Here is a 24,013-nt window from a genome sequence, read left to right on the forward strand (position 1 = left end):
GATGACGCAAAATAAGCGTCATGAGCAATCCCCTTCTCGACTTCACCGACCTTCCGCTGTTCGACCAGGTCCAGCCGGAACACATCACACCCGCCATCGACTCGCTGCTGGCTGAGGCCAACACGGCGCTCGAAAAAGTCACGCAGCCCGACTTTCCCAGCGACTGGAACGCGATTGCGAAAGTGCTGGACGTCTCTACCGAGCGGCTGGGCCGCGCCTGGGGCGTGGTGGGCCATCTGAATGGCGTCGCCGACACCCCTGAGCTGCGTGCAGCCTACAACGAGGCGCTGCCCAAGGTCACCGAGTTCTGGACCCGCCTGGGCTCGGACGAGCGCCTGTACGCCAAGTACAAGGCGATCAGGCCCGAGTCGCTCAACGTGGAGCAGCGGCAAGCGCACAAGAACGCAGTGCGCAACTTTGTTCTCGGCGGCGCTGAACTCAGCGGCGCTGCAAAGGAGCGCTTTGCGGCCATCCAGGAACGGCAGGCGGAACTCAGCCAGAAGTTCAGCGAGAACGCCCTGGACGCCACCGACGCCTATGCCTACTACGCAACGCCTGACGAACTGGCCGGCGTCCCGGATGACGTCGTGCAAGGCGCCCGCGCAGCCGCAGAAGCCGAAGGCAAGGCAGGCTACAAGCTGACCCTGAAGATGCCCGTGTACCTGCCGGTGATGCAGTTCGCGCACAGCGGCGCACTGCGCGAGCGCATGTACCGCGCGTATGTCACGCGTGCCAGCGACCAGGGCGATGCGAAGTTCGACAACAGCGCCAACATCGCCGAAATCCTGGCGCTTCGCCAGGAAGAAGCAAAGCTGCTCGGCTACCAGAATTTCGGCGAAGTGTCGGTCGTACCCAAGATGGCCGATTCACCGAAACAGGTGATCGACTTCCTGCGCGATCTGGCCGGACGGGCCAAGCCCTACGCACAGCAGGACATCGCGGACATGCGCGCCTTTGCAGCGGACAAGCTCAATCTCAGCAACCCGCAGGCCTGGGACTGGCCCTACATCGGCGAGAAGCTCAAGGAAGCGCGCTATTCGTTCAGCGAGCAGGAGGTCAAGCAATACTTCACTGCGCCCAAGGTCCTGGCCGGGCTGTTCAAGATCGTCGAAACGCTCTTTGAAGTGACCCTGCGCCGCGATGTGGCACCCGTCTGGAATCCGGGCGTGGAGTTCTACCGTATCGAACGTGAGCGCCGGGACGGCGACCGGCTCTCGACCGAGCTCGTGGGCCAGTTCTATCTCGACCCTGCAGCGCGCACCGGCAAACGGGGCGGCGCATGGATGGACGATGTTCGCGCGCGCTGGCTGCGCCCCGACGACGGCAAGCTGCAGACGCCCGTCGCGCACCTCGTGTGCAACTTCGCGGAAGGCGTCGAAGGCAAGCCCGCCCTCCTCACCCACGACGACGTCATCACCCTCTTCCATGAATGCGGCCACGGCTTGCACCACATGCTCACGCAGGTCAACGAACGCGATGTCTCGGGCATCAGCGGCGTTGAATGGGATGCGGTGGAGCTACCCAGCCAGTTCATGGAGAACTTCTGCTGGGAGTGGGACGTGCTCAAGCACATGACCGCCCACGTGGACACGGGCGCCGCATTGCCGCGCGAGCTGTTCGACAAGATGCTCGCCGCCAAGAACTTCCAGAGCGGCCTGGGCACGCTGCGCCAGATCGAGTTCGCCCTTTTCGACATGCTGCTGCACACAGACCATGATCCGTCGCAAGACATCATGCCGCTGCTCAACCAGGTTCGCGATGAGGTCGCAGTCATCAAGCCGCCCCCTTTCAGCCGCACCGCACACACTTTCAGCCATATCTTTGCAGGTGGTTACGCGGCTGGCTACTACAGCTACAAATGGGCCGAGGTGCTCAGTGCCGACGCCTATGCCGCGTTCGAAGAGACAGCGGGTAAAAACGGCTTGCCCAGTATCGAAACCGGGCGAAAATACCGCGAGGCCATCCTTGAAGCTGGCGGCAGTCGTCCCGCGATGGAGTCATTCAAGGCATTCCGCGGGCGCGAGCCCACACTGGACGCGCTGCTGCGGCACCAGGGCATGGCCTGAAGACGTGAACAATCAATTGCAGGAGCATCAACCGATGGCCATCTTTGCCCGAGTCGCAACCATCGCATCCATCGCTGCCATCACATCGGGCGGCGTTGTGGGCCTGATCGGTGCCAGCGCGCTGCTGGCCGGCGATGCCAACGCGCAACAGATCTATCGCATCGTCGGGCCTGATGGCCGCGTGACGTTCTCCGACCAGCCACCGGCGCAGAGCGTCGCCAAACCGGGAGCTGCTGCGCCCGCTGCTGGCCAATCGCCCACAACTTCCGGTGCCAGCGGCGCGGCGACACCCTTGCCATTCGAACTGCGGCAGGTCGTGAGCCGTTACCCGGTGGTTCTCTATACCGGCGTCAACTGCGCACCCTGCGCCAGTGGCCGCGCGATGCTGTCAAGCCGCGGAATTCCGTTCACCGAACGCACGGTGACCACGCCGGACGATATCGAGGCGTACAGGCGTCTGGGCGGTGCGAACACGCTCCCTTTCCTGACGATCGGGGGGCAGCAGATCAAGGGCTACTCTGATTTCGAATGGGCGCAGTACCTGGACGCGGCCGGATACCCCAAGACTTCGGTGCTGCCATCCAGCTACAGGCCCGCGCCTGCCACGCCGCTCGTTGCCATCCAGCAGGCACCTGCCACTGCCGCTGCCACGGCGCCAGCGGCCAGTCCGGCGAACGCCTCGTCGCCGCCACCGCCGCCCGCTGAATCGAACCCCGCAGGGATCCGTTTCTGAGTTCTAGAACTCCAGCGTCCTGACCCCGGCGGCTGTGCCAAGCAGGCACACCGCCGCTTTCTGGTGGGCGAACACACCGACAGTCACGACGCCCGGCCACTGGTTCACCTCGCTCTCGAAGCCCAAGGGGTCGGTGATCTGCAGCCCTGAAACATCCAGGATGTGCTGGCCGTTGTCGGTGACCAGCGGTGCGCCGTCCTTCATGCGAATTTGCGCAGAGCCGCCCATCGCCTCGAACTGCTTGCGCAATCGCCGGGCTGCCATGGGAATCACTTCCACCGGCACCGGAAACGCGCCCAGCGCTGTCACCAGCTTGGACTCATCGGCGATGCAGATGAAGCGCGCCGACTGCGCGGCAACGATCTTTTCGCGCGTGAGGGCGGCACCACCGCCCTTGATCATGTGGCCCGCGTGATCGATCTCGTCGGCGCCGTCGATGTACACCGAAATCGTGTCGACCTCATTCGAATCGAAAACCGGTATGCCGAGCGCCTGAAGCCGCGCCGTCGATGCCGTTGAACTGGACACCGCGCCCTTGATGCTGCCTTTCATCGACGCCAGTGCATCGATGAACTTGTTGACGGTGGAGCCAGTGCCGACGCCCACGATCTCGCCGGGAACGACGTATTTCAGGGCTGCCTGGCCGACCAGGGCTTTGAGTTCATCTTGTGTCATGGAGGAAAATGGGCTGTTCCACCGGAATTATCCATGTCGCTGCTGCCCTACTCGCTTGCCCGCCCCTTCCTGTTCGGGCTCGACCCTGAAACCGCCCACGAACTCACGATGCATTCGCTGGCGAGCCTGCACGGCACGCCGCTGCAACTTGCGTTCTCCAATGGCATGGTCGATGACCCGGTGACGCTGGCGGGCCTGAAATTTCCCAATCGCGTCGGACTGGCCGCGGGCCTGGACAAGAACGCCCGTTGCATCGACGGGCTGGGTGCGATGGGCTTCGGCTTTGTCGAAGTCGGCACGGTGACACCGAAAGCGCAGCCGGGCAATCCGAAGCCGCGAATGTTCCGCCTGCCGAAAGCCAATGCGCTGATCAACCGCCTGGGCTTCAACAATGACGGGCTCGATGCTTTCATCGCCAATGTGCAGCGCTCGTCGTTCCGTGCCAAAGGCCGCATCCTGGGCCTGAACATCGGCAAGAACGCCGCGACGCCCATCGAGAACGCAACCTCCGATTACCTGATCTGCCTCGCAGGCGTGTATCCGCACGCCGACTACGTGACGGTCAACATCTCCAGCCCGAACACCAGTAACCTGCGCTCGCTGCAAAGCGATGAAGCCATCGACAGCCTGCTCGGTGCGATTGCAACTGAACGCACGAAGCTCGCGAAGCAGCATGGGCGCCGGGTGCCGATTTTCGTGAAGATCGCGCCGGACCTGGACCAGGCACAAGTCGAAGTGATAGCCGCAGCCTTGAAAAAGCACGGCATGGATGGCGTGGTCGCGACCAACACCACCATCAGCCGCGACGCCGTCAAGGGCCTGCCGCACGCTGAAGAAACCGGCGGCCTAAGCGGTTCGCCCGTGCTCGAAGCCAGCAACCGCGTGATCGGCCAGTTGCGGGCCGCGCTCGGCAAGGGCTTTCCGATCATCGGGGTGGGCGGCATCATGAGCGCGCAGGACGCAGTGTCCAAGATCCACGCCGGCGCGGACGTGGTGCAGATCTACACCGGTCTCATCTACAAGGGCCCTGACCTCGTGGCCGACTCGGCGCGCGCGATCAAGCGGCTGCGCCTGCCTGCGAAGACTGCCTGATCAGAACGCGTAGCTGCCGGTGAACTTGAGGGTGTAGTTGCGCCCCGGTGCGGGCTCGAAGAAGCGCGCATTGCCTTCGTTCACGATCACCGATCCGGCATAGCGGCGGTCCAGCAAATTGTCGATGCGCCCGACTGCAGCGAGCGACCATCCGCGGACATCGAAGACATAGCCCGCATGAACGGCCACGGTCGTGAATGCGGGCGCTGCGTCGCTGTTGGCGTCGTTCACGAACACGCGGCTTGAACGGCGAACCTCGGCGCCGGCTTGCCACCCTTTTGCAGGTTGCCATGCGATCTCGGCTGCGGTGACCGACTGCGCCGTGCCGGGGATGCGATTGCCCGCGGGGATGACAAGCGTGGGCACAGTGCAAGGCGCCGATGCGCACGTTGCAAATCCATCGCGATAACGCGCATCCAGCCAGGTCTGGGCCAGTCCGATGCGCCATGCAGGAGCCAGCGCGGCGGACCACGATGCTTCGAGTCCCCGTCGCCGGGTGTCGCCGGCATTCTGGAAGGTGCTGCGCCCGCCGCTGTTGGTCTGCGTGACGATTTCGCTTTGCGTGGTGGTGTTGAACGCGGCGACGCTCCACTGCGTGCTCAGCGAAGCGTCTTTTGCAGACCGGCCCTTGATACCCAGCTCGAAGTTATCGCTGCGTGACGGCCGCAGCGCGAAGTTCAGGCCGTTAGCGCCATTGGGCCGGTACGCGAGTTCGTTGAAGGTCGGCGTTTCGAATCCGCGCCCCGCGCCTGCGTAGAAATGCAGCTGCGGCGACATCTCGAACATCAGGCCGGCCACAGGCAGCGTTGCCGTGTAGCGCACCGCCCCGCTGTCGTTGCCATTTGGGCCGACCACATAGTTGTCATTGGAAGCAAAGCGGACACTGCTGCGACGCACGCCAGCCGTCAGGGCCCAGCGCGGCGCGAACTTCCAGACGGTCTGCAGATAGGGATCGAGATTGGAGACCTTGTTGTCTTCGTCTCGCCTCAGGGTACCCTGCACGCCGAGGGCTGCGCCACTGAAGTTCTGCCAGCCGCGCCGGCGTTCAGCCAGCGTGTCGTACGAGAGACCCGCTACAACCTCGATCTCGCCGGACGCGAGCTTTCCACGCGAGGTCCATCGCAAATCGGCACCCGCGTACTCGCGCTCCAGGCCGATCACGCCGCCGGGGTGCAACGGGCTGCCCTGCGTCGCCACCGGGATGGACTGGAACTGCACCGTGTCACGCTGGCCACCGTACACCATCCACCGAAGCCGGTTTGTGGCATCTATCCTGTGTTCGTGGACCAGGCCGATCTGGCTCTGGCGCACGGTCTTGCGCGTGTTGAACAATGTTGCCGACGCATCGGCTCCCTGCGGCATGGTCTGGAACTGTGCGCGTGTCAGGCCCAAGGGATCGTCGGCACGCATGTCCATCGAATTGGCGACGATCGTGAAATCGCTGCCCTCGGCGCGGCGGAAATCGAAACGGGCGTTAGCCACCGAACGCGATGCGCTGCTGTGGTCGCGCGAGCCGTCGGTAGAAAAGTGATTCGCACTGACCACATAGCCCAGGCGGCCCGACGAGCCGCTCACGCGCATACCTGGACGCATGAGGCCGTCGCTGCCGGAAACAAGACTCGCCGTCACCACGGCAGGACCCTCGCCGGGTTCGGTGAAGACCTGCATCACGCCGCCCGACGAATTGCCATACAGCACAGAAAACGGACCCCGCAGGATCTCGATACGCCCCGCGGACACCAGGTCGATGTGCGACAGCTGCCCTTGCCCATCGGGCATGGTCGCAGGAATGCCGTCCACATAAAGACGCACGCCGCGCACACCAAAGGTCGATCGCGCGCCGAAACCGCGAATTGACAGCTGCAGGTCCTGCGCGTAGTTCTGGCGGTCGCGCGCCGTGACGCCAGGCACCAGCCCTATGGCCTCCGAGATATTGACTTCGGGCCTGCCCGCTGCGCGAAGGCGCGAGCCGTCGATGACATCGACAGAAGCCGGGACATCAAACGGCGAAGCTTCCGTTCGCGTGGTGGTCACCGTCACAGGCGGAAGCGTTTGAACCTGCGACTGCGCAAAGGACGCTCCAGACAGGGCCACAGCGCCTGCAAGTGCTTCGAGCGCGATTCGATTCATGGCGTCGCCAACATTGCGGCCACATCCTGCGCAATGGCAAGCGCGCTGGTCAGGCCCGGCGACTCGATGCCGAACAGGTTGACCAGACCCGCCACGCCATGAACCCCAGGCCCATCGATGCGGAAATCGGGCGCCGCCTCACCCGGTCCATAGATCTTGGGTCGCACGCCGCTATAGCTGGGTTGCAGCGCGCCATCGGGCAGGCCCGGCCAATAGCGCCGCACTTCGGCATAGAACGAATCGGCGCGGCGGATATCGACTGCGTAGTCGATCGCATCGGGATCACGCGTGTCCAGCCATTCGAGGTCAGGGCCGAACTTGGCCTGTCCACCGAGGTCGAGCGTGAGATGCACGCCCAGCCACGCATCGGCGGGGGCCGGGTAGATGAGATGCGTGAAGGGTGCACGTCCTGCAAGCGAGTAGTAGCTGCCCTTGGCAAAGGTTTCTTGCGGTATGTGCTGCGGTGCGAGGCCCTCGAACCGCCGCGCAAGTGCGCATGCGTGCAGCGACGCGGCGTTGACGAGTAGCATCGTTTCGATCTCGCTGCCGTCGGCCATTCGAACCAGGTGGGGCTTGCCATCCTTGCCAAGCACTGCCGACTCCACCGGTGAACCCAGCGCGACCATGCCGCCCGCATTCTCCAGGTCGCCCTGCAGCGCGAGCATGAAGCCGTGGCTATCGACGATTCCTGTCGTGGGCGATGAGAGGGCCGCAACGCAATGCAGCGCAGGCTCCATGCCCCGTGCCTGCGCTTCATCGAGCCACTCGACCGGCACGCCGTTCTCGGCTGCACGTTGCTGCAATGTACGAAGTGCCGCAATTTGCGAATCACTGGTGGCCACGACCAGCTTGCCGCAATTGCTGTAGCTGACGCCGCGACTCTGGCAGAACTCATAGAGCAGGTCCTTGCCACGCACGCAGACGCTTGCCTTGGTGGATGCGGGTGCGTAATACAGGCCGGCGTGAATCACCTCGCTGTTGCGCGAACTCACGCCCTGACCAATGGCAGTCTGCGATTCCGCGACGATGACTTCGCGGCCCGCCAGTGCAAGCGCACGGCCAACGGCCAGGCCCACGGCGCCGGCTCCTATGACAAGGGCGTCGATGCGATCCATCAGGCGTCAGCGGGAAGATGGGCGAGCATGGTCTTCATGGCGCAATTGTGGCGCACGAAAACACAAAATCTGGCGTGGGTGGAGAGGGAAACGCGATTGGTGAGAGACCAATCGATGGTGGGCGGTGAGGGTGTCGAACCCCCGACCTATGCAGTGTGAATGCATCGCTCTACCGCTGAGCTAACCGCCCTGTCGCTGCACGTCGGCTACAAGGCCACTCGCTGCAGGAAAGCCTCGAATTATGCCATAGGCGCTGATGAGCCCAGCCGCCACAGCGTCTTGCCGCCGCTGGCCTTGTCCAGTTGAACCAGCACTTCTTCATGTGCGGTCGCTTCCTGGTCGGAGGCAAGCAGCACGGGCAAGGTGAAGATGGACAGATCGACGCGCGTATCGATGCCGCCCACCGGGCTCGTGTCCGCGATGTCGATGAGAAGCGCGTCCTGACCACGGGTCAGGTTGATATAAACGTCGGCCAGCAGTTCGGCATCGAGCAACGCGCCGTGCAAGGTACGGGTGGAGTTGTCCACGCCCAGACGGTCGCACAACGCATCTAGGCTGTTGCGCTTGCCGGGATACATCTCCTTGGCCATCGCCAGGGTGTCGGTGACCTGCGCGACATAGCTGCGAAATTTCGGCTTGCCGATGCGCTCGAGTTCCTTGTCCAGGAAGGACACGTCGAACGCCGCGTTGTGAATGATGATCTCGGCGCCTTCGAGGTACGCCATCAGCTCGTCGGCGACGGCGCCAAAGAGTGGCTTGTCGCGCAGGAACTCGTTGCTGATGCCGTGGACCTTGAGTGCGTCTTCGTGGCTGTCGCGCTCGGGATTCAGGTAGAAATGTTTGTTGTTGCCGGTGAGCTTGCGGCTGACAAGCTCTACACAGCCCACTTCGATGATACGGTCGCCGCCCTCTGCGGAAAGGCCTGTTGTTTCAGTGTCAAGAACGATCTGGCGCATGGGCGGATTATGCTTGAGCACCCAAGCCAACCTGCGCAAAACCCATGTTCGACCTCACTGGAAAAATCGCGATCGTCACCGGCGGCAACGGCGGCATCGGGCTGGGCATGGCGCAGGGGCTGGCCCTGGCCGGAGCGCACGTGGTGATCGTCGGGCGCGACGCGTCCAAATCCGCAGCTGCGGTGGGCACCCTGACCGCCAAGGGCCTGCGGGCCGACGCCGTTGAAGCCGATGTCACCGATGAAGCCGCCGTGCAGGCCATGGTCGGTGAGGTGCTGCGGCGGCACAACGCACTGCACATCCTCGTCAACAACGCAGGCATCAACATCCGCAAGGCTGCACACGAATTGACGCTGCAGGACTGGAGCGCTGTGATGGACACCAATCTCACCAGCGCATTCATTTGCTCACGCGCTGCGCACGCGCCGATGAAGTCAGCAGGCGGCGGCAAGGTCATCAACATCGGATCGATGCTGTCGATTTTTGGCGCGCCCTATGCGCCGGCTTATGGTGCGAGCAAAGGCGCCGTCGTGCAGTTCACCCGCTCGATCGCCACCGCATGGGCTGCGGACAACATTCAATGCAATGCAGTGCTGCCGGGGTGGATCGACACGGAACTCACGCGCAAGGCGCGCAGCGATGTGCCAGGGTTGAATGAACGTGTACTCGGCAGGACGCCTGCAGGCCGCTGGGGCGCGCCGGCAGACCTGGCAGGGATCGCGGTGTTTCTGGCGAGCAGCGCGTCGGATTTCGTGACCGGGACTGCGATACCGGTAGATGGCGGTTACTCGATCTCGTAGGTGCGCCAGAGATCGGGCAGCTGCCGGATTCATGGATTGCGGGTCAAGCCCGCAATGACAGCCGGTGTGGTGTCATGCCGGACCTGATCCGGCATCCACCGCGCAGCGGCAACTGCGCCCGATCTCTCAGTGATTCTCTTTCGCGTGGTTGATCGAATATTTGGGGATATCGATCACCACATCCTGCTGCTTGAGGATCGCCTGGCATGACAGGCGCGAATTGGGTTCCAGACCCCATGCGCGGTCGAGCATGTCTTCTTCGTCTTCCTGCATCTCGCTGAGCGAATTGAAGCCTTCACGAACGATCACGTGGCAGGTCGTGCAGGCGCAGACCAGGTCGCACGCGTGTTCGATCGGGATATTGTTGTCCAGCAGCGCTTCTGCAATTGAAGTGCCCGCAGGGGCGCTGATTTCAGCGCCGCCCGGGCAGTACTCGGCATGGGGAAGTATCTTGATGATGGGCACTACAGAGTCTCCACGTTCTTGCCTGACAGCGCCTTCTGGATGCTGTGGTTCATGCGTTCGGCTGCGAAGGATTCGGTTGCCTTGGCGAGCGCTTGCGTGGCGGCCTCGATCACGGCGGCCTCGTCGCTTTGCGCAGCGATCTGGCGCAGTTGCTCCATCAACGCAGCGATCTCATCGCGTTCCTGCGCGGGCAGCAGATCGCCATCCGCATCAAGTGCGCTGTGCGTGGCGATCAACATGCGGTCGGCCTCCACGCGCGCCTCGGCGAGGGCCCTGGCCTTGATGTCCTGCTCGGCGGTGGTGAAGCTCTCCTGCAGCATCCTTGCGATCTGGTCATCGGACAGGCCGTACGAAGGCTTCACGTCGATGCTGGCCTCCACACCGCTCATCTGCTCTTTGGCGCTCACACTCAGGAGGCCATCGGCATCGACGGTGAACGTCACGCGAATGCGAGCCGCCCCCGCAGCCATCGGCGGAATTCCGCGCAGCTCGAACCGGGCCAGGCTGCGGCAATCCTGAACCAGGTCGCGCTCGCCCTGCACCACATGCAGCGCAAGGGCCGTCTGGCCGTCCTTGTAGGTCGTGAAGTCCTGGGCCTTGGCTGTCGGAATGGTTTCGTTGCGCGGCACGATGCGCTCGACCAGGCCGCCCATCGTCTCGATGCCCAGCGACAGCGGGATCACGTCGAGCAACAACAAGTCGCCTGCCGAATCATTGCCTGCCAGCTGGTTCGCCTGGATGGCAGCGCCAAGCGCGACGACTTCATCGGGGTTGAGGTTGGTCAACGGCGGACGGCCGAAAAACTCGCCGACGGCTCGCTGCACCTGCGGCATGCGCGTGGAGCCGCCGACCATCACGACGCCCTGCACTTCATCCTTGCCCAGCTTCGCATCGCGCAGCGCCTTGCGCACGGCGGACATGGTTCGCGCCGTGAGCTCGGCGGTCGCTGCATCGAATTCCTGGCGGCTTGCGGTGAATTCCTTTTTGTCGTTGCCGAGCATGACTTGCACCGATGCCAATGCATCCGATGTGAGCCGCTCCTTCAACGTGCGCGCGCCCATCTTGATCGCCGCCTTGTCACCCGCGCTGACCGCCTGCAGACCAGCCGCCTGCAGGATCAGGTCAGCCAGCACGCTGTCGTAGTCGTCGCCTCCCAGCGCCGAATCGCCGCCAGTGGCGATGACTTCAAACACGCCGCGTGCAAGACGGAGGATGGAAATGTCAAACGTTCCGCCGCCCAGGTCGTACACCGCATAGATACCTTCGCTGGCGTTGTCCAGCCCGTAGGCAATGGCCGCAGCCGTCGGCTCGTTGATCAGGCGCAGCACGTTGATGCCGGCGAGCTTGGCCGCATCCTTGGTCGCCTGTCGCTGGGCCTCGTCGAAGTACGCGGGCACCGTGATCACGGCGCCGTACAGGTCATCGTTGAAAGTGTCTTCAGCGCGATAACGCAGCGTGGCCAGGATTTCGGCGCTGATCTCCACAGGCGACTTCTCGCCTGCTCGGGTCTGTAGCGTGACCATGCCGGGACGGTCGAGAAATTCGTAGGGCAACTTGCCGCGCCCGGCAATATCGGCAAGGCCACGACCCATCATTCGCTTGGCAGAGGCAATCGTGTTGTGCGGATCTTCGGCCTGCGCGGCCTGGGCGTCATGGCCGATCTGGCGGCCGCCGCCTTCAAGGTACCGCACCACCGATGGCAGCAGCACCCTGCCCTGGTCATCGGGCAGGCATTCGGCGACGCCGCTGCGAACTGCGGCAACGAGTGAATGGGTGGTGCCAAGGTCGATGCCGACCGCGATGCGCCGCTGGTGCGGATCGGGCGTCTGGCCGGGTTCAGAAATCTGCAGGAGTGCCATAGAGGAAAGCGCGTAAGTCGGGCGTGTCAACGCCGCAGGAGAAGTCGCTATTGTCCCAGTTGCTCGTAGCGGGCCTGCACGTCCTGCCCGAATCGCTCAACAAACATAAGGCCTCTCACCTGCTGGGCGGCGGCTTTGGCATTGCCTTCGTGGTCAAGCAGCCTGGCGATACGCGCAAGGGTCTCATTGCGAGAGGTGTTCAAGCGTTTGTCGAGCACGTCGAGCGCCGCTTCATCGCCCGCCTCATCCAGCGATTCGCGCAACTCCATCTGCTCCATCAGGAACTCGGCGGGCATCGCTGTGTTGCTTTCGGCTTCGATGGGCGCGCCGCGCATTTCGCAGAGGTACGCGGCGCGCTTGAGCGGGTCTTTCAGGCGCTGGTAGGCCTCGTTGATTCGCACCGACCACTGCATCGCCACGCGTTGCGCAGCAGCGCCCTGGGCCGCAAAACGGTCGGGGTGCGCTTCACGCTGGAGTTCTTTCCATCGCGCATCGATGGCGGTGCGGTCCTGCTCGAACTGCTCGGGCAGGCCGAAGAGCTCGAAATCGTTGGCCTGGAGATTCACACCCGAAACGATTCCCCGCAGCCGCAGCGGTCGCGCTCGTTGGGGTTGTTGAACTTGAAGCCTTCGTTGAGGCCCTCACGCACGAAGTCGAGCTGGGTGCCGTCGATGTACGCGAGGCTCTTGGGATCAATCAGCACTTTCACACCGTGGTCTTCAAACACGATGTCTTCGGGCGCGACTTCGTCCACGTATTCGAGCTTGTAGGCCAGGCCCGAACAACCGGTGGTCTTGACGCCAAGGCGCACACCCACGCCCTTGCCCCGTTTGCCGAGGTAGCGTGAGACGTGGCGCGCTGCTGCTTCTGTGAGGGAGATGGCCACGGTGATTAGTTCAGGTGCTTTTTCTTGTAATCCGCGACCGCTGCCTTGATGGCGTCTTCGGCCAGGATGGAGCAGTGAATCTTCACCGGCGGCAGTGCGAGTTCCTGTGCAATCTCGCTGTTCTTCAGCGCTGCGGCCTGGTCCAGGGTCTTGCCCTTGACCCACTCGGTCACCAGCGAGCTCGACGCAATGGCAGAGCCGCAACCGTAGGTCTTGAAGCGCGCGTCTTCGATGACTCCGGTCTGCGGGTTCACCTTGATCTGCAACTTCATCACGTCACCGCAGGCGGGCGCACCCACCATGCCGGTGCCAACCGATTCATCGCCCTTGTCGAAGGAGCCGACGTTGCGGGGGTTCTCGTAGTGATCAACGACTTTTTCAGAATAGGCCATGGTTCAAATCTCCGGTACTTCTGTACTTCTGCACTACTGCACTAATTAGTGCGCGGTCCACTGGATGGTCGAGATGTCGATGCCATCCTGGTACATCTCCCACAAGGGGCTCAACTCGCGCAGGCGCGCAACGTTTTGCCGGATGGTGGAGATGGCATAGTCGATTTCTTCTTCGGTCGTGAATCGGCCGATGGTCATGCGAAGGCTGCTGTGCGCAAGCTCATCGCTTCGGCCCAGGGCGCGCAGCACATAGCTGGGTTCAAGCGACGCCGATGTGCACGCCGAACCGGACGAAACCGCCAGACCCTTGATGCCCATGATGAGCGACTCACCCTCGACGAAGTTGAAGCTGATGTTCAGGTTCTGGGCGACGCGGTGATCCATGTTGCCGTTGATGAACACCTGCTCCACATCCTTCAGCCCGTCGAGCAGCCGCTGCTGCAATGCACGCGCCTTCTCGTTGTCCTGCGCCATTTCAAGCCGGGCCAGACGGAACGCCTCGCCCATGCCGACGATCTGGTGCGTCGGGAGCGTGCCCGAACGCATGCCGCGCTCGTGTCCGCCACCGTGCATCTGCGCCTCGATCCGAACGCGGGGCTTGCGGCACACATACAGCGCGCCGATGCCCTTGGGCCCGTATGTCTTGTGCGAAGCCAGGCTCATCAGGTCGACAGGGAGCTTTTTCACATCGATCTCGACCTTGCCGGTGGCCTGCGCTGCGTCCACATGGAACACGATGCCCTTCTCACGGCACAGCGCGCCGATCGCTGCGATGTCCTGGATGACGCCGATTTCGTTGTTCACGAACATGACGCTGAGCAAGATGGTGTCGGGACGCATCGCGGCCTTGAGCACGTCGAAATCGAGCATGCCGTCTTCCTTGACGTCGAGGTAGGTGACCTCGAAGCCCTGGCGTTCCAGCTCGCGCATCGTGTCCAGAACAGCCTTGTGCTCGGTCTTGACTGTGATCAGGTGCTTGCCGCGCGTCTTGTAGAACTGGGCGGCACCCTTGATCGCGAGATTGTTCGACTCGGTTGCGCCGGAAGTCCAGACGATTTCGCGTGGATCAGCCCCGATCAGGTCTGCCACATCGCCACGCGCTTTTTCGACAGCTGCCTCGGCTTCCCAGCCCCACGCATGGCTGCGTGATGCCGGGTTGCCGAAGTGCTCTCGCAACCAGGGAATCATCGCGTCCACGACGCGGGGATCGACTGGCGTTGTTGCGCCGTAGTCCAAATAGATCGGAAAGTGCGGGGTCATGTCCATGCTGGCTGCTGCTGGCTGAAACTGTCGAACGGGCTTGGGACTGGATTGCCTGATCCGCGATCAGGACTTGGCAAACGAATTGCCAAGCGCGAACACGGAATTGGGCGCATTCACGCGAATCGGCTTGACCACAGGCTGCGCAGAAATCGCGCGCTTGACGGCCGGCTTGTCTTCGATCGTGATGCCCTTGGCGAGCTGGTCTTCCACCAGCTTCTGGAGCGTGACCGAGTCAAGAAACTCGACCATGCGCTGGTTGAGCTGCGACCACAGTTCGTGAGTCATGCAGCGCCCGCCATCACCCTGGCAGTTTTCCTTGCCGCCACACTGGGTGGCATCGATGGGCTCATCGACCGACACGATGATGTCAGCCACGGTGATGTTGGCTGCCTTGCGGCCCAGCGTGTAACCGCCGCCCGGTCCGCGCGTGGACTCCACCAGTTCATGGCGGCGCAGCTTGCCGAAAAGCTGCTCAAGGTATGAAAGTGAAATCTGCTGGCGCTGGCTGATGGCAGCCAGGGTCACGGGACCATTGTTCTGGCGCAGGGCCAGGTCGATCATTGCGGTGACCGCAAAGCGGCCTTTGGTTGTGAGACGCATCTGGAAGCTCCTTAATGCCTGTCTTTCGTAACGCTTGCCAGCGAGTCAATCGCCGCAAGTCCGTCTCCGCCCTCATCGGGTGCTGTTTGTTCTTGAGTATTTCCGTCAAGTATAACAGAAGACCCCCTGTCGGGCTCGGGTAATCCCCAAGTCAGGGCTGTGGGAACGATCGATCGGCCGATCAGTTCCTGACGGATGAGCTAGGTAGCGACGACCTCATACTGGCCATCGGTTCTGCCATCTCGCCGCAAGACCGTGCTGTAGCCCAGCGCATGCAGGAACTCAAGGCACTGGGCCTGCTGTTGGTAGCCGTGCGTCGACAGTAAAAGCTTGGGCCTGTGCGCGGACAGCAGCCCCCTTGCGCCCGCCAGGGCGAGGCTCTCCGCACCTTCGATATCCATCTTGATGACCTGTGGCACCGGGATGGCACCTGACGCAAGCAGCCCGTCGAGCGTGACGACCGGCACGCTGCGCCCGCCTGTCCCCAGGCGGCCTTGCGACGGCGACTGACCATCTTCGAAGGACGCAGTTCCAACGCGATCGGCCACTGCAGCTTCGATGAGTTGCACGTTCGACACCTTGTTCAAGGCGAGGTTGCGCAAGAGCAACTGCGCGTTCTCTGAAACTGGCTCGAACGCAACGACCTTCCCGGCCGGACCCACCAAAGTGGCGCCGAGTAGCGAGAAGAATCCCACGTTTGCGCCGACGTCCAGAAATACGTCCCCCGCCGAAAGGCTGTCAACCAGCAGGCGCTGCAGTTCCGACTCATAAATTCCCAGCCAGCACCCGTGCGTCCCCGAAGTCGATAACCATCGCTTGCCCGCCAGCGGACCGCTCAGCACCGGCATCGGGCGAAGCGCGGGCACCAGTTTCAATGGCAGTCGGACCAACTTGCGGGCGAGCACGGAGGGGCTTTGCATCGGGCGAGTATGCTGCATTCCCCAAGGATTTCGATGCCGCCAACCGCACCCCAGAACGTCGCCCCGTCACCTGACCGATTTGCAAGCGTGGACAGCCTGCGCGGCGTATGCGCAGTCCTTGTCGCACTGGGTCATTGGGGCACTCGTTCCCATTACACGGCAGGCCCCTTCTTCGCCCAGACCTTTCTGCTTGTGGATTTCTTCTTTGTGCTGAGTGGGTTCGTCCTGGCGTGGAGCTACGACGGGCGGCTGCACTCCCCCGCCGACTGGCGCAGCTTTGCCATCCTGCGAATCGGGCGACTTTGGCCCCTGCATGCAACGATGCTGGGCGCGTTCATTGCGCTGGAGACGTTTCAGTTCTGGTTCTATCCCTTCCTGTTTCCGCGGCCGGCCTTCGGCCCCACCGCGCCGCTCGATGCAATTGCAACCAATCTGTTCCTGCTGCACGCCACGCCACTGGACCCACGGGCGGTCTGGAACGTCCCGAGCTGGAGCGTCAGCTCCGAGTTATGGACTTGCCTTGCATTCGCCACCTTGTGCGTCCTGCGGTGGGACAGCTCCCTCACGCTCACCCTGCTGGGGATCGGCGCAGCCCTCGTCTTCTATTTCAAGCCCGGGCCGAACGATTTGCAAGCTGTTTTCTTCTGGATGATTGCCAGGGCCTCTGCAGGATTTTTCATGGGCGTGCTTTGCGCTCGCGCGATGCGGCGCTTCGGGCGTTTGAAGCTATCGGCCTTGGCTGCAACATGCATGGAAGCAGCGACGATCACCGCGATCGGCTTGCTGCTGGGATTGTCGGCAGGATGGACGCCCCTGATCGTCGTCCTGTCAGCCGCGTGCGTCTGGATGTTCGCGCATGAGCGCGGCATGTTGAGCAGGCTGTTGCGTTGGGCGCCCCTGATCTGGATCGGCACACTTTCGTACTCGATCTACCTGGTGCATTTCATCGTCCCTGCGCTAATGCACGTTGCCGCAAACTTCATCGCTGGCAGGACGGGATACGACTGGCGAACCAGCGACGGACGCTACGGGCGCGATCCGTTGGAGTCGGCCTTGCTCATCGCGGCGTTCCTGATCCTGACGATCGTCCTGAGCGTGATCACCCATCGCATGGTGGAAGCGCCATCGCGCAATTTTTCGAGGCGACTCGCACGCAGGGTCGCCCCGCAATAGGCGACGCGTCGGCCCGCTCAGGCAGCGCCGCGCGAGATCGGCAACACGTTGTCGTGCACCACCGCCCCGAACGCCTGCTCCTTCAACAGCGCCAGCTGGTCGCGCACGCGCGCCGCCTTTTCGAATTCCAGGTTGCGCGCATGTTCAAGCATCTGCTTTTCGAGCCGCTTGATCTCTTTGGCAATGTCTTTTTCGGACATGTCCTGGGTCATCGCGCGTTGTAGCTCCTGCTTTTCGTTTTCGCGTTCGGTCTTTGCGCTGTACACGCCGTCTATCAGGTCGCGCACTTCCTTCCTGATGCTGCGCGGGGTGATGCCATGCAGCTCGTTGTGCGCCATCTGTTTGGTACGCCTGCGATTGGTTTCGCCGATCGCCTTTTCCATCGACGCAGTCATCTTGTCGGCGTACAGGATCGCCTTGCCATTGAGGTTTCGCGCAGCGCGGCCAATGGTCTGGATGAGAGACCGCTCCGCGCGCAGGAAGCCCTCCTTGTCCGCATCGAGAATGGCAACGAGCGATACCTCGGGAATATCCAGGCCCTCGCGCAACAGGTTGATGCCCACCAGCACATCGAACTGCCCCAGTCGAAGATCACGCAGGATTTCAACCCGCTCCACCGTGTCGATATCGCTGTGCAGGTAGCGCACCTTCACGCCGTTGTCGGACAGGTAATCGGTGAGCTGCTCGGCCATTCGCTTGGTCAGCGTCGTGATCAGCACGCGCTCGTTCTTCTCGACCCGCAAGCGGATTTCCTGCAGCACGTCATCGACCTGGTGCGTCGCCGGACGCACTTCGACCACCGGATCGATGAGGCCAGTCGGGCGAACCAGTTGCTCGACGACCTGCCCTGCATGCTCCATTTCATAAGCAGCTGGCGTCGCCGACACAAAGATGACCTGGTGCATCCGTGTCTCGAATTCCTCGAACTTGAGCGGCCGGTTATCCAGCGCGGACGGCAGGCGAAATCCGTATTCGACCAGTGTCGTCTTGCGCGAGCGGTCGCCGCTGTACATCGCGCCGAGTTGCCCGATCATCTGGTGGCTCTCGTCCAGGAACATCAGCGAATCTTTGGGCAGGTAATCGGTCAGCGTCGACGGCGGTGCGCCGGGCGGCGCGCCAGACAGGTGCCGCGTGTAGTTCTCGATGCCCTTGCAATGGCCGATTTCGCTGAGCATCTCCAGGTCGAACCGGGTGCGCTGCTCGATTCGTTGCGCCTCGACCAGCTTGCCATCGGCGACGAATTGCTTGACGCGCTGGTCCAGTTCGAGCTTGATCGACTCGACGGCGCCAATCACCTTCTCGCGCGGGGTGACGTAGTGGCTGGACGGATAGACGGTGAATCGCGGCACCTTCTGGCGGATGCGACCCGTGAGCGGATCGAACAGCTGCAACGACTCGATCTCGTCGTCGAAAAGTTCGATGCGGATGGCCAGTTCGGAATGCTCCGCCGGGAAGATATCGATGGTGTCACCGCGCACGCGAAACGTCCCGCGAGAAAAGTCCTGCTCGTTGCGGTTGTACTGCATGCGGATCAACTGCGAGATGACGTCGCGCTGCCCGATCTTGTCGCCCACCCGCGTGATGAAACGCATCTTGGTGTAGTCCTCGGGCGCGCCGATTCCGTAGATCGCGCTCACCGTCGCCACGATCACCACGTCGCGCCGCTCCAGCACGCTCTTGGTGGCCGAAAGCCGCATCTGTTCGATGTGCTCGTTGATCGAGCTGTCTTTCTCGATGAACAGGTCGCGCTGCGGCACATAGGCCTCAGGCTGGTAGTAGTCGTAGTAGCTCACGAAGTACTCGATCGCGTTCTTGGGGAAGAACTCGCGGAACTCGCTGTAGAGCTGCGCGGCCAGCGTCTTGTTCGGCGCGAACACGATGGCCGGTTTGCCAAGGCGCGCAATCACGTTGGCCATGGTGAATGTCTTGCCGGAACCGGTCACGCCCAGGAGCGTCTGGAAGACTTCTCCGTCGCGCACGCCTTCCACCAGTTTGTCGATGGCGGCAGGCTGGTCGCCGGCCGGCGGATACGGCATGAACAGCTCGAACGGCGAGTCGGGAAAGCTGATGAACTCACCCTGTTTGGGTGCGTCGGTCACTTCGATGATTTCTGTCATAGGTCGGGGGGCGGTACTTCGATTCGGGGAAAGGCGGCTACGCGGGATCGGGTGTTGGGTCAACGGTAAAATCACCGGGCAACCGGACAGCGTACCGCAACCATGTCCCGCTGTGCTACTGACAACTCTCCAGCTACAAGGATCTCCATGTCTCTCTTCACCGCCGTCGAAATGGCACCGCGCGACCCGATCCTGGGTCTCAACGAGCAGTTCAACGCCGACACCAACCCGAACAAAGTCAACCTCGGTGTGGGGGTGTACTACGACGACAACGGCAAGCTGCCCCTGCTCGATTGCGTGAAGGCTGCCGAAAAGCAGATGATGGAAGACCCCAAGGCCCGCGGCTACCTGCCGATCGACGGCATCGCCGCTTACGACTCTGCCGTGAAGAGCCTTGTATTTGGGGCCGATAGCGAGCCCGTCAAGTCCGGCCGCGTGGCAACCATTCAGGCGATTGGCGGCACCGGCGGACTGAAGATCGGCGCCGACTTCCTGAAGAAGCTCAATCCGAGTGCCAAGGTCCTCATCAGCGACCCGAGCTGGGAAAACCACCGCGCCCTCTTCGCTCAGGCCGGTTTCACCGTCGAAACCTACCCGTACTACGACGCAGCCAAGCGCGGCGTGAACTTCGAAGGCATGCTTGCCGCGCTCAATTCCGCGCCCGAAGGCACCGTCGTCGTGCTGCACGCGTGCTGCCACAACCCGACCGGCTACGACATCACGCCAGCCCAATGGGACCAGGTGATTGCCGCGACCAAGGCTCGCAACCTCGTGCCCTTCCTGGACATGGCCTATCAGGGCTTCGGCCACGGCATCGAGGAAGACGGCGCAGTCATCGGCAAGTTCGTCGCGTCGGGCCAGAACATCTTTGTCTCGACTTCGTTTTCCAAGAGCTTCAGCCTGTACGGCGAGCGCGTCGGCGCGCTGTCGGTGCTGTGCCAGGACAAGGAAGAATGCGGCCGCGTCCTGTCGCAGCTCAAGATCATGATCCGCACCAACTACAGCAACCCGCCTATCCACGGCGGCCAGGTGGTGGCCATGGTGCTCAACACGCCTGAGCTGCGTGCGCTGTGGGAAAAAGAGTTGGCCGCCATGCGCACGCGCATCAAGCAGATGCGTGTGTCTCTCGTCGAAAAGCTCAAGGCGGCTGGCGTGAAGCAGGACATGAGCTTCATCACGCAGCAGATCGGCATGTTCAGCTACTCGGGGCTGACCAAGGACCAGATGGTGCGCCTGCGCAACGAGTTCGGCGTGTACGGCACCGATACCGGCCGCATGTGCGTCGCTGCGATGAACAGCCAGAACGTCGATTACGTCTGCGCGTCGATCGCGAAGGTTCTGTAGGCCCTGTCATGCCGGGCTGGACCCGGCTTCCACCGCGAAGCGGCGACTGCATGGGTTTACCCCCAGATCGCGCTGCGCATCGAGATCGAACCCAGCTGGAACTCTTCGTTGAAGAACTTCACGGGTTCGCCCTCCTTCGCCGCGCCCGCCGCGTAGAGCAGCGGCAGGTAGTGGTCGTAGGTGGGATGCGCAAGCTGCGCGACATTTCCCATCTCCTCGAATCGGGCCAGCCCCGCCTTGTCGCCGGCCTCCAGCTGTTTGGCGATGCGCTGGTCGAACTCGATGGCCCAATCGTACGCATCGCCGCCGGTCGAATCCCACTTCACGGCGCGCAGGTTATGCACGATGTTGCCGCTGCCGACAATCAGCACGCCCTTGTCGCGCAAGGCCTGCAACTGCTCCCCCATCGCCAGGTGCTCTGCTGCGGGCCGCGAGTAATCCATGCTCAGCTGAATCACGGGAATGCTGGCGTCGGGAAACATCGGCTTGAGAACCGACCATGCGCCGTGGTCCAGACCCCACTTCTGATCCACCCCAACGGGCGGCTCTTCGAAATGGTCACTGATGGCCTGCGCCAGCTTTGGCGAGCCCGGCGCCGGGTACTGCTGGTCAAACAGCGCTTGCGGAAACCCGCCGAAGTCGTGAATGGTGCGCGGCTCGTCCATACCCGTCACCCACCAGCCGCGCGTGAGCCAATGCGCGGAGATGCAGAGAATCTGCGTGGGCATCGGCCGCGAGCGCCCGAACTCTGCGCCCAGCGCCTGCCAGCTGCGCCGGAACGAGTTGTCCTCGATTGCGTTCATGGGGCTTCCATGGCCGAGAAAAAGCACCGGCATGCGTTCAGTCATATCTAAAGTTCTCACTTGTCAGCTGATCAACAGGATTGGGGCTCTAAGCTTGCGTCTCTATTGGTGATTTACGCGATACGCGCACACCGTACGGGTGCTATATTGCACTGCAACAATTGAGATAAGGCCAACTCCATGCTTTACCAGATCTACGAAGGCCAACGCACCTTGATGGAGCCGTTTGCCGATTTTGCGCAGGCCGCTTCCAAGTTGTACAGCAATCCGCTGTCGCTCTTCGGGCAGAACCCGCTGGCACAGCGCATGTCCGCCAGCTATGACCTGATGTACCGGCTCTGGAAAGATTACGAGAAGCCTGAGTTCGGCATCACCAACGTCAACATCGACGGCACCAAGGTAGCGATCCAGGAGCGCGTCGAGATGGACAAGCCCTTCTGCGAACTGCGCCGCTTCAAGCGTTTCAGCGACGACCCGGCCACCCTGAACAAGCTCAAGGGCCAGCCTGCCGTCCTCATCGTCGCCCCGCTTTCCGGACACTACGCCACCTTGCTGCGCGACACGGTCACGGAGATGCTCAAGGACCACAAGGTCTACATCACCGACTGGAAGAACGCGCGCACCGTGCCGCTTGAGGCCGGCGAATTCCACCTCGACGATTACGTGGGCTACGTGCAGGACTTCATCCGTCGCCTGCAACAGACCTACGGCAACTGCCACGTCATCAGCGTCTGCCAGCCCACCGTGCCGGTGCTGGCGGCCGTATCGTTGATGGCCTCGCGTGGTGAAGTCACCCCCCTGACGATGACCATGATGGGCGGCCCCATTGACGCGCGCAAGTCGCCCACTGCGGTGAACAACCTGGCGATGAACAAGGGCTACGACTGGTTCGAGAACAATGTGATCTACCGCGTTCCGACCAATTTCGCTGGCGCCGGACGCCGCGTGTATCCGGGCTTCCTGCAGCACACCGGTTTTGTCGCGATGAACCCCGATCGCCACCTGACGAGTCACTACGACTACTTCAAGAACCTGATCAAGGGCGACGATGCCAGCACCGAAGCGCACCGCAAGTTCTATGACGAGTACAACGCCGTCCTCGACATGGACGCCGACTACTACCTCGAAACGATCCGCATCGTGTTCCAGGAATTCGCGCTGGTGAACGGCACCTGGGACGTGATCAGCGAAACCGGTGACCTGGAGCGCGTCAAGCCCGAAGACATCACGACGACCGCCCACTTCACGATCGAAGGCGAGCTCGACGACATCTCCGGCTCCGGCCAGACCGAAGCCGCTCACGACCTTTGCTTCAACGTGCCCAAGGCGCGCCAGAAGCACCTCGAAGTCAAGGGTGCGGGCCACTACGGCATCTTCAGCGGCCGCCGCTGGCGCGACCAGGTGTACCCGCAGGTGCGCGATTTCATTCGCCAGTTTGATGACGGTCCTCGCCTGCCGATCACCATGGAAAAGGGTGGCGATTCCAACATCGCTGCTGCTGCGCCTGCGAAAAAGAAGACGCGCCGCGAAACCTCGCGCGCCTGATTGCAGGGGCTCGTGCGCCAGGTCATGAGCCCGCTCGCCGAGCGAATTCACGCTGCACTGCCCCAGACGCAGTGCACGCGTTGCGGCTATCCCGATTGCGCGGGCTACGCGCAGGCCATCGCGGCAGGCGAAGCCGAAATCAACCAATGTCCACCCGGTGGCGCCGAAGGCGTTTCCCGGCTAGCAGCGATCACCGGTCGCTCGCCCCTCCCACTGAACCCCGTCAACGGCATCGAAGGCCCGCGCACCCTCGCCGTCATCGACGAAGCCTGGTGCATTGGCTGCACCTTGTGCCTGGATGCATGCCCCACCGATGCCATCCTGGGCAGCAACAAGCTGATGCATACGGTGATCGAGCCGTATTGCTCGGGATGCGAATTGTGCGTGCCGGTGTGTCCGGTCGATTGCATTGCGCTAGAGAACGTGACCGGGCAATCAACCGGATGGCAGGCATGGTCACAGGACAAGGCGGATGAGGCGCTAGGTCGCTACACGCAACGCACGGCTCGCCTCGCCCGCGCAAAGACTGAGCACCCCGTGGTCGAAGACACAGCCCTTGCCGATGCCGACAAGAAGCGTGCGGTCATCGAAGCGGCACTTGCCAGGGCCCGCGCACGGTCCTAACCCAGCGCGTCGTTGATCTGCTCATTGAACTCTGCCACCGATTGCGCGCCGCCAATCTCTCGCGGCAACGCGTCCCGAATCGAGAACACGCCAAGAATCCGGTGATCTGCGGTCACGATGGGCAAGTGGCGAAAACCTCGCTCCAGCATGATGAGCACCGCGTCCGAGACGCGCATCTGCGGCGGCACACAAATCGGATGGTGCGTCATCACCTCTCGCACGCTGGTCGATTCCGGATCGAGCGCCCTGGCCAGAACCCGGGTCATGAGGTCGCGCTCGGTGACGATGCCCAGCAGCGAGTCGGGCGGCTCGATCACCAGCACGCTGCCGCAATTGGCCCGGGTCATCACACCCGCAGCGTCACGAACGCTGGCCTGCGGATTCAGGCTCACCACCCGCTTGGGTGAGATGGACTGGAAGACGGTGCGTTCAGCCATGGCGCGAACTCCTCGTAT

Annotated in this window: 23 protein-coding genes and 1 tRNA gene; 8 read left to right on the forward strand and 16 right to left on the reverse strand. The window is 62.6% G+C overall.

The window, feature by feature from the left end:
• The first annotated feature begins 20 nt into the window (after nucleotides 1–20).
• Both AQ12_RS15385 and AQ12_RS15390 read left to right on the forward strand, forming a co-directional pair.
• Nucleotides 21–2,066 carry a M3 family metallopeptidase gene (locus AQ12_RS15385; protein ID WP_048440798.1) on the forward strand — a complete coding sequence of 682 codons (2,046 nt, stop codon included), beginning with the start codon at nucleotides 21–23 and terminating at the stop codon, nucleotides 2,064–2,066.
• A 34-nt stretch (nucleotides 2,067–2,100) separates the two neighbouring features.
• A complete protein-coding gene (locus AQ12_RS15390; protein WP_082151624.1) occupies nucleotides 2,101–2,799 on the forward strand; it encodes a glutaredoxin family protein in 699 nt (232 codons plus the stop codon).
• 3 nt (nucleotides 2,800–2,802) lie between these two features.
• Here AQ12_RS15390 and rpiA read toward each other — a convergent pair whose 3' ends face one another.
• Complete coding sequence (gene rpiA, locus AQ12_RS15395; protein WP_048440799.1) at nucleotides 2,803–3,474, reverse strand: ribose-5-phosphate isomerase RpiA; 672 nt, start codon at nucleotides 3,472–3,474, stop codon at nucleotides 2,803–2,805.
• Between the two features lie 33 nt (nucleotides 3,475–3,507).
• Between rpiA and AQ12_RS15400 the strand changes: the two genes are divergently transcribed.
• The gene (locus AQ12_RS15400) at nucleotides 3,508–4,566 is read left to right on the forward strand and encodes a quinone-dependent dihydroorotate dehydrogenase (RefSeq protein ID WP_048440800.1); all 1,059 of its coding nucleotides are present in this window, start codon (nucleotides 3,508–3,510) and stop codon (nucleotides 4,564–4,566) included.
• Here the strand turns inward: AQ12_RS15400 and AQ12_RS15405 are convergent, their stop codons facing one another.
• The 4 genes from AQ12_RS15405 to dnaQ form a co-directional block, all read right to left on the reverse strand.
• Complete coding sequence (locus tag AQ12_RS15405) at nucleotides 4,567–6,696, reverse strand: TonB-dependent receptor (protein ID WP_048440801.1); 2,130 nt, start codon at nucleotides 6,694–6,696, stop codon at nucleotides 4,567–4,569.
• The gene (locus AQ12_RS15410) at nucleotides 6,693–7,811 is read right to left on the reverse strand and encodes an NAD(P)/FAD-dependent oxidoreductase (protein ID WP_048440802.1); all 1,119 of its coding nucleotides are present in this window, start codon (nucleotides 7,809–7,811) and stop codon (nucleotides 6,693–6,695) included. The genes AQ12_RS15405 and AQ12_RS15410 overlap by 4 nt, the downstream gene beginning before the upstream one ends.
• 115 nt (nucleotides 7,812–7,926) lie before the next feature.
• Nucleotides 7,927–8,001 (reverse strand) — tRNA-Val (locus tag AQ12_RS15415).
• A 49-nt stretch (nucleotides 8,002–8,050) separates the two neighbouring features.
• On the reverse strand, nucleotides 8,051–8,767 hold the full coding sequence (gene dnaQ / locus AQ12_RS15420; RefSeq protein WP_048440803.1) for a DNA polymerase III subunit epsilon: 717 nt from the start codon (nucleotides 8,765–8,767) through the stop codon (nucleotides 8,051–8,053).
• 44 nt (nucleotides 8,768–8,811) lie between these two features.
• Here dnaQ and AQ12_RS15425 point away from each other — a divergent pair, with 44 nt between their 5' ends.
• A complete protein-coding gene (locus AQ12_RS15425; RefSeq protein ID WP_048440804.1) occupies nucleotides 8,812–9,567 on the forward strand; it encodes an SDR family NAD(P)-dependent oxidoreductase in 756 nt (251 codons plus the stop codon).
• A gap of 126 nt (nucleotides 9,568–9,693) precedes the next feature.
• Here AQ12_RS15425 and fdx read toward each other — a convergent pair whose 3' ends face one another.
• From fdx to AQ12_RS15465, 8 genes are all read right to left on the reverse strand, one after another.
• Complete coding sequence (gene fdx / locus AQ12_RS15430) at nucleotides 9,694–10,032, reverse strand: ISC system 2Fe-2S type ferredoxin (protein ID WP_048440805.1); 339 nt, start codon at nucleotides 10,030–10,032, stop codon at nucleotides 9,694–9,696.
• Complete coding sequence (gene hscA, locus AQ12_RS15435) at nucleotides 10,032–11,891, reverse strand: Fe-S protein assembly chaperone HscA (protein ID WP_048440806.1); 1,860 nt, start codon at nucleotides 11,889–11,891, stop codon at nucleotides 10,032–10,034. The genes fdx and hscA overlap by 1 nt, the downstream gene beginning before the upstream one ends.
• A 47-nt stretch (nucleotides 11,892–11,938) precedes the next feature.
• Entirely contained in the window at nucleotides 11,939–12,457 is a 519-nt protein-coding gene (gene hscB, locus AQ12_RS15440) for a Fe-S protein assembly co-chaperone HscB (RefSeq protein ID WP_048440807.1), read from the reverse strand.
• A complete protein-coding gene (gene iscA / locus AQ12_RS15445; RefSeq protein WP_048440808.1) occupies nucleotides 12,454–12,777 on the reverse strand; it encodes an iron-sulfur cluster assembly protein IscA in 324 nt (107 codons plus the stop codon). Before iscA ends, hscB begins: the two co-directional genes overlap by 4 nt.
• 5 nt (nucleotides 12,778–12,782) lie before the next feature.
• Nucleotides 12,783–13,169, reverse strand: coding sequence for a Fe-S cluster assembly scaffold IscU (iscU, locus tag AQ12_RS15450; protein ID WP_048440809.1), 387 nt, complete (start codon nucleotides 13,167–13,169; stop codon nucleotides 12,783–12,785).
• 45 nt (nucleotides 13,170–13,214) lie between these two features.
• The gene (locus AQ12_RS15455; RefSeq protein WP_048440810.1) at nucleotides 13,215–14,435 is read right to left on the reverse strand and encodes an IscS subfamily cysteine desulfurase; all 1,221 of its coding nucleotides are present in this window, start codon (nucleotides 14,433–14,435) and stop codon (nucleotides 13,215–13,217) included.
• Between the two features lie 60 nt (nucleotides 14,436–14,495).
• Nucleotides 14,496–15,032: a Fe-S cluster assembly transcriptional regulator IscR gene (gene iscR, locus AQ12_RS15460; protein ID WP_048440811.1), complete on the reverse strand. Its 537-nt coding sequence runs from the start codon at nucleotides 15,030–15,032 to the stop codon at nucleotides 14,496–14,498.
• 200 nt (nucleotides 15,033–15,232) lie between these two features.
• The gene (locus AQ12_RS15465) at nucleotides 15,233–15,952 is read right to left on the reverse strand and encodes an FkbM family methyltransferase (protein WP_053076756.1); all 720 of its coding nucleotides are present in this window, start codon (nucleotides 15,950–15,952) and stop codon (nucleotides 15,233–15,235) included.
• Between the two features lie 33 nt (nucleotides 15,953–15,985).
• On the opposite strand from AQ12_RS15465, the gene AQ12_RS15470 reads away from it, so the two are divergent.
• Complete coding sequence (locus tag AQ12_RS15470) at nucleotides 15,986–17,125, forward strand: acyltransferase (RefSeq protein ID WP_161799037.1); 1,140 nt, start codon at nucleotides 15,986–15,988, stop codon at nucleotides 17,123–17,125.
• Between the two features lie 17 nt (nucleotides 17,126–17,142).
• On the opposite strand, the gene uvrB is transcribed toward AQ12_RS15470, so the two are convergent.
• A complete protein-coding gene (gene uvrB, locus AQ12_RS15475) occupies nucleotides 17,143–19,242 on the reverse strand; it encodes an excinuclease ABC subunit UvrB (RefSeq protein ID WP_048440814.1) in 2,100 nt (699 codons plus the stop codon).
• Between the two features lie 147 nt (nucleotides 19,243–19,389).
• Here uvrB and AQ12_RS15480 point away from each other — a divergent pair, with 147 nt between their 5' ends.
• Complete coding sequence (locus AQ12_RS15480) at nucleotides 19,390–20,586, forward strand: amino acid aminotransferase (protein ID WP_048440815.1); 1,197 nt, start codon at nucleotides 19,390–19,392, stop codon at nucleotides 20,584–20,586.
• A 56-nt stretch (nucleotides 20,587–20,642) separates the two neighbouring features.
• Here the strand turns inward: AQ12_RS15480 and ygiD are convergent, their stop codons facing one another.
• Nucleotides 20,643–21,434, reverse strand: a complete 792-nt coding sequence (gene ygiD, locus AQ12_RS15485) for a 4,5-DOPA dioxygenase extradiol (RefSeq protein WP_048440816.1) — start codon at nucleotides 21,432–21,434, stop codon at nucleotides 20,643–20,645.
• Between the two features lie 135 nt (nucleotides 21,435–21,569).
• On the opposite strand from ygiD, the gene AQ12_RS15490 reads away from it, so the two are divergent.
• Together AQ12_RS15490 and AQ12_RS15495 are read left to right on the forward strand one after the other, a co-directional pair.
• Nucleotides 21,570–22,934, forward strand: coding sequence for a polyhydroxyalkanoate depolymerase (locus AQ12_RS15490; protein ID WP_082151626.1), 1,365 nt, complete (start codon nucleotides 21,570–21,572; stop codon nucleotides 22,932–22,934).
• 24 nt (nucleotides 22,935–22,958) lie between these two features.
• Nucleotides 22,959–23,558, forward strand: a complete 600-nt coding sequence (locus AQ12_RS15495) for an electron transport complex subunit RsxB (protein ID WP_048440817.1) — start codon at nucleotides 22,959–22,961, stop codon at nucleotides 23,556–23,558.
• Here AQ12_RS15495 and AQ12_RS15500 read toward each other — a convergent pair.
• Nucleotides 23,555–23,995, reverse strand: a complete 441-nt coding sequence (locus tag AQ12_RS15500; RefSeq protein WP_048440818.1) for a cyclic nucleotide-binding/CBS domain-containing protein — start codon at nucleotides 23,993–23,995, stop codon at nucleotides 23,555–23,557. The genes AQ12_RS15495 and AQ12_RS15500 overlap by 4 nt on opposite strands.
• Between the last annotated feature and the right edge of the window lie 18 nt (nucleotides 23,996–24,013).

Source organism: Caenimonas sp. SL110, from assembly GCF_001044395.1.
GTDB lineage: Bacteria > Pseudomonadota > Gammaproteobacteria > Burkholderiales > Burkholderiaceae_C > Ramlibacter.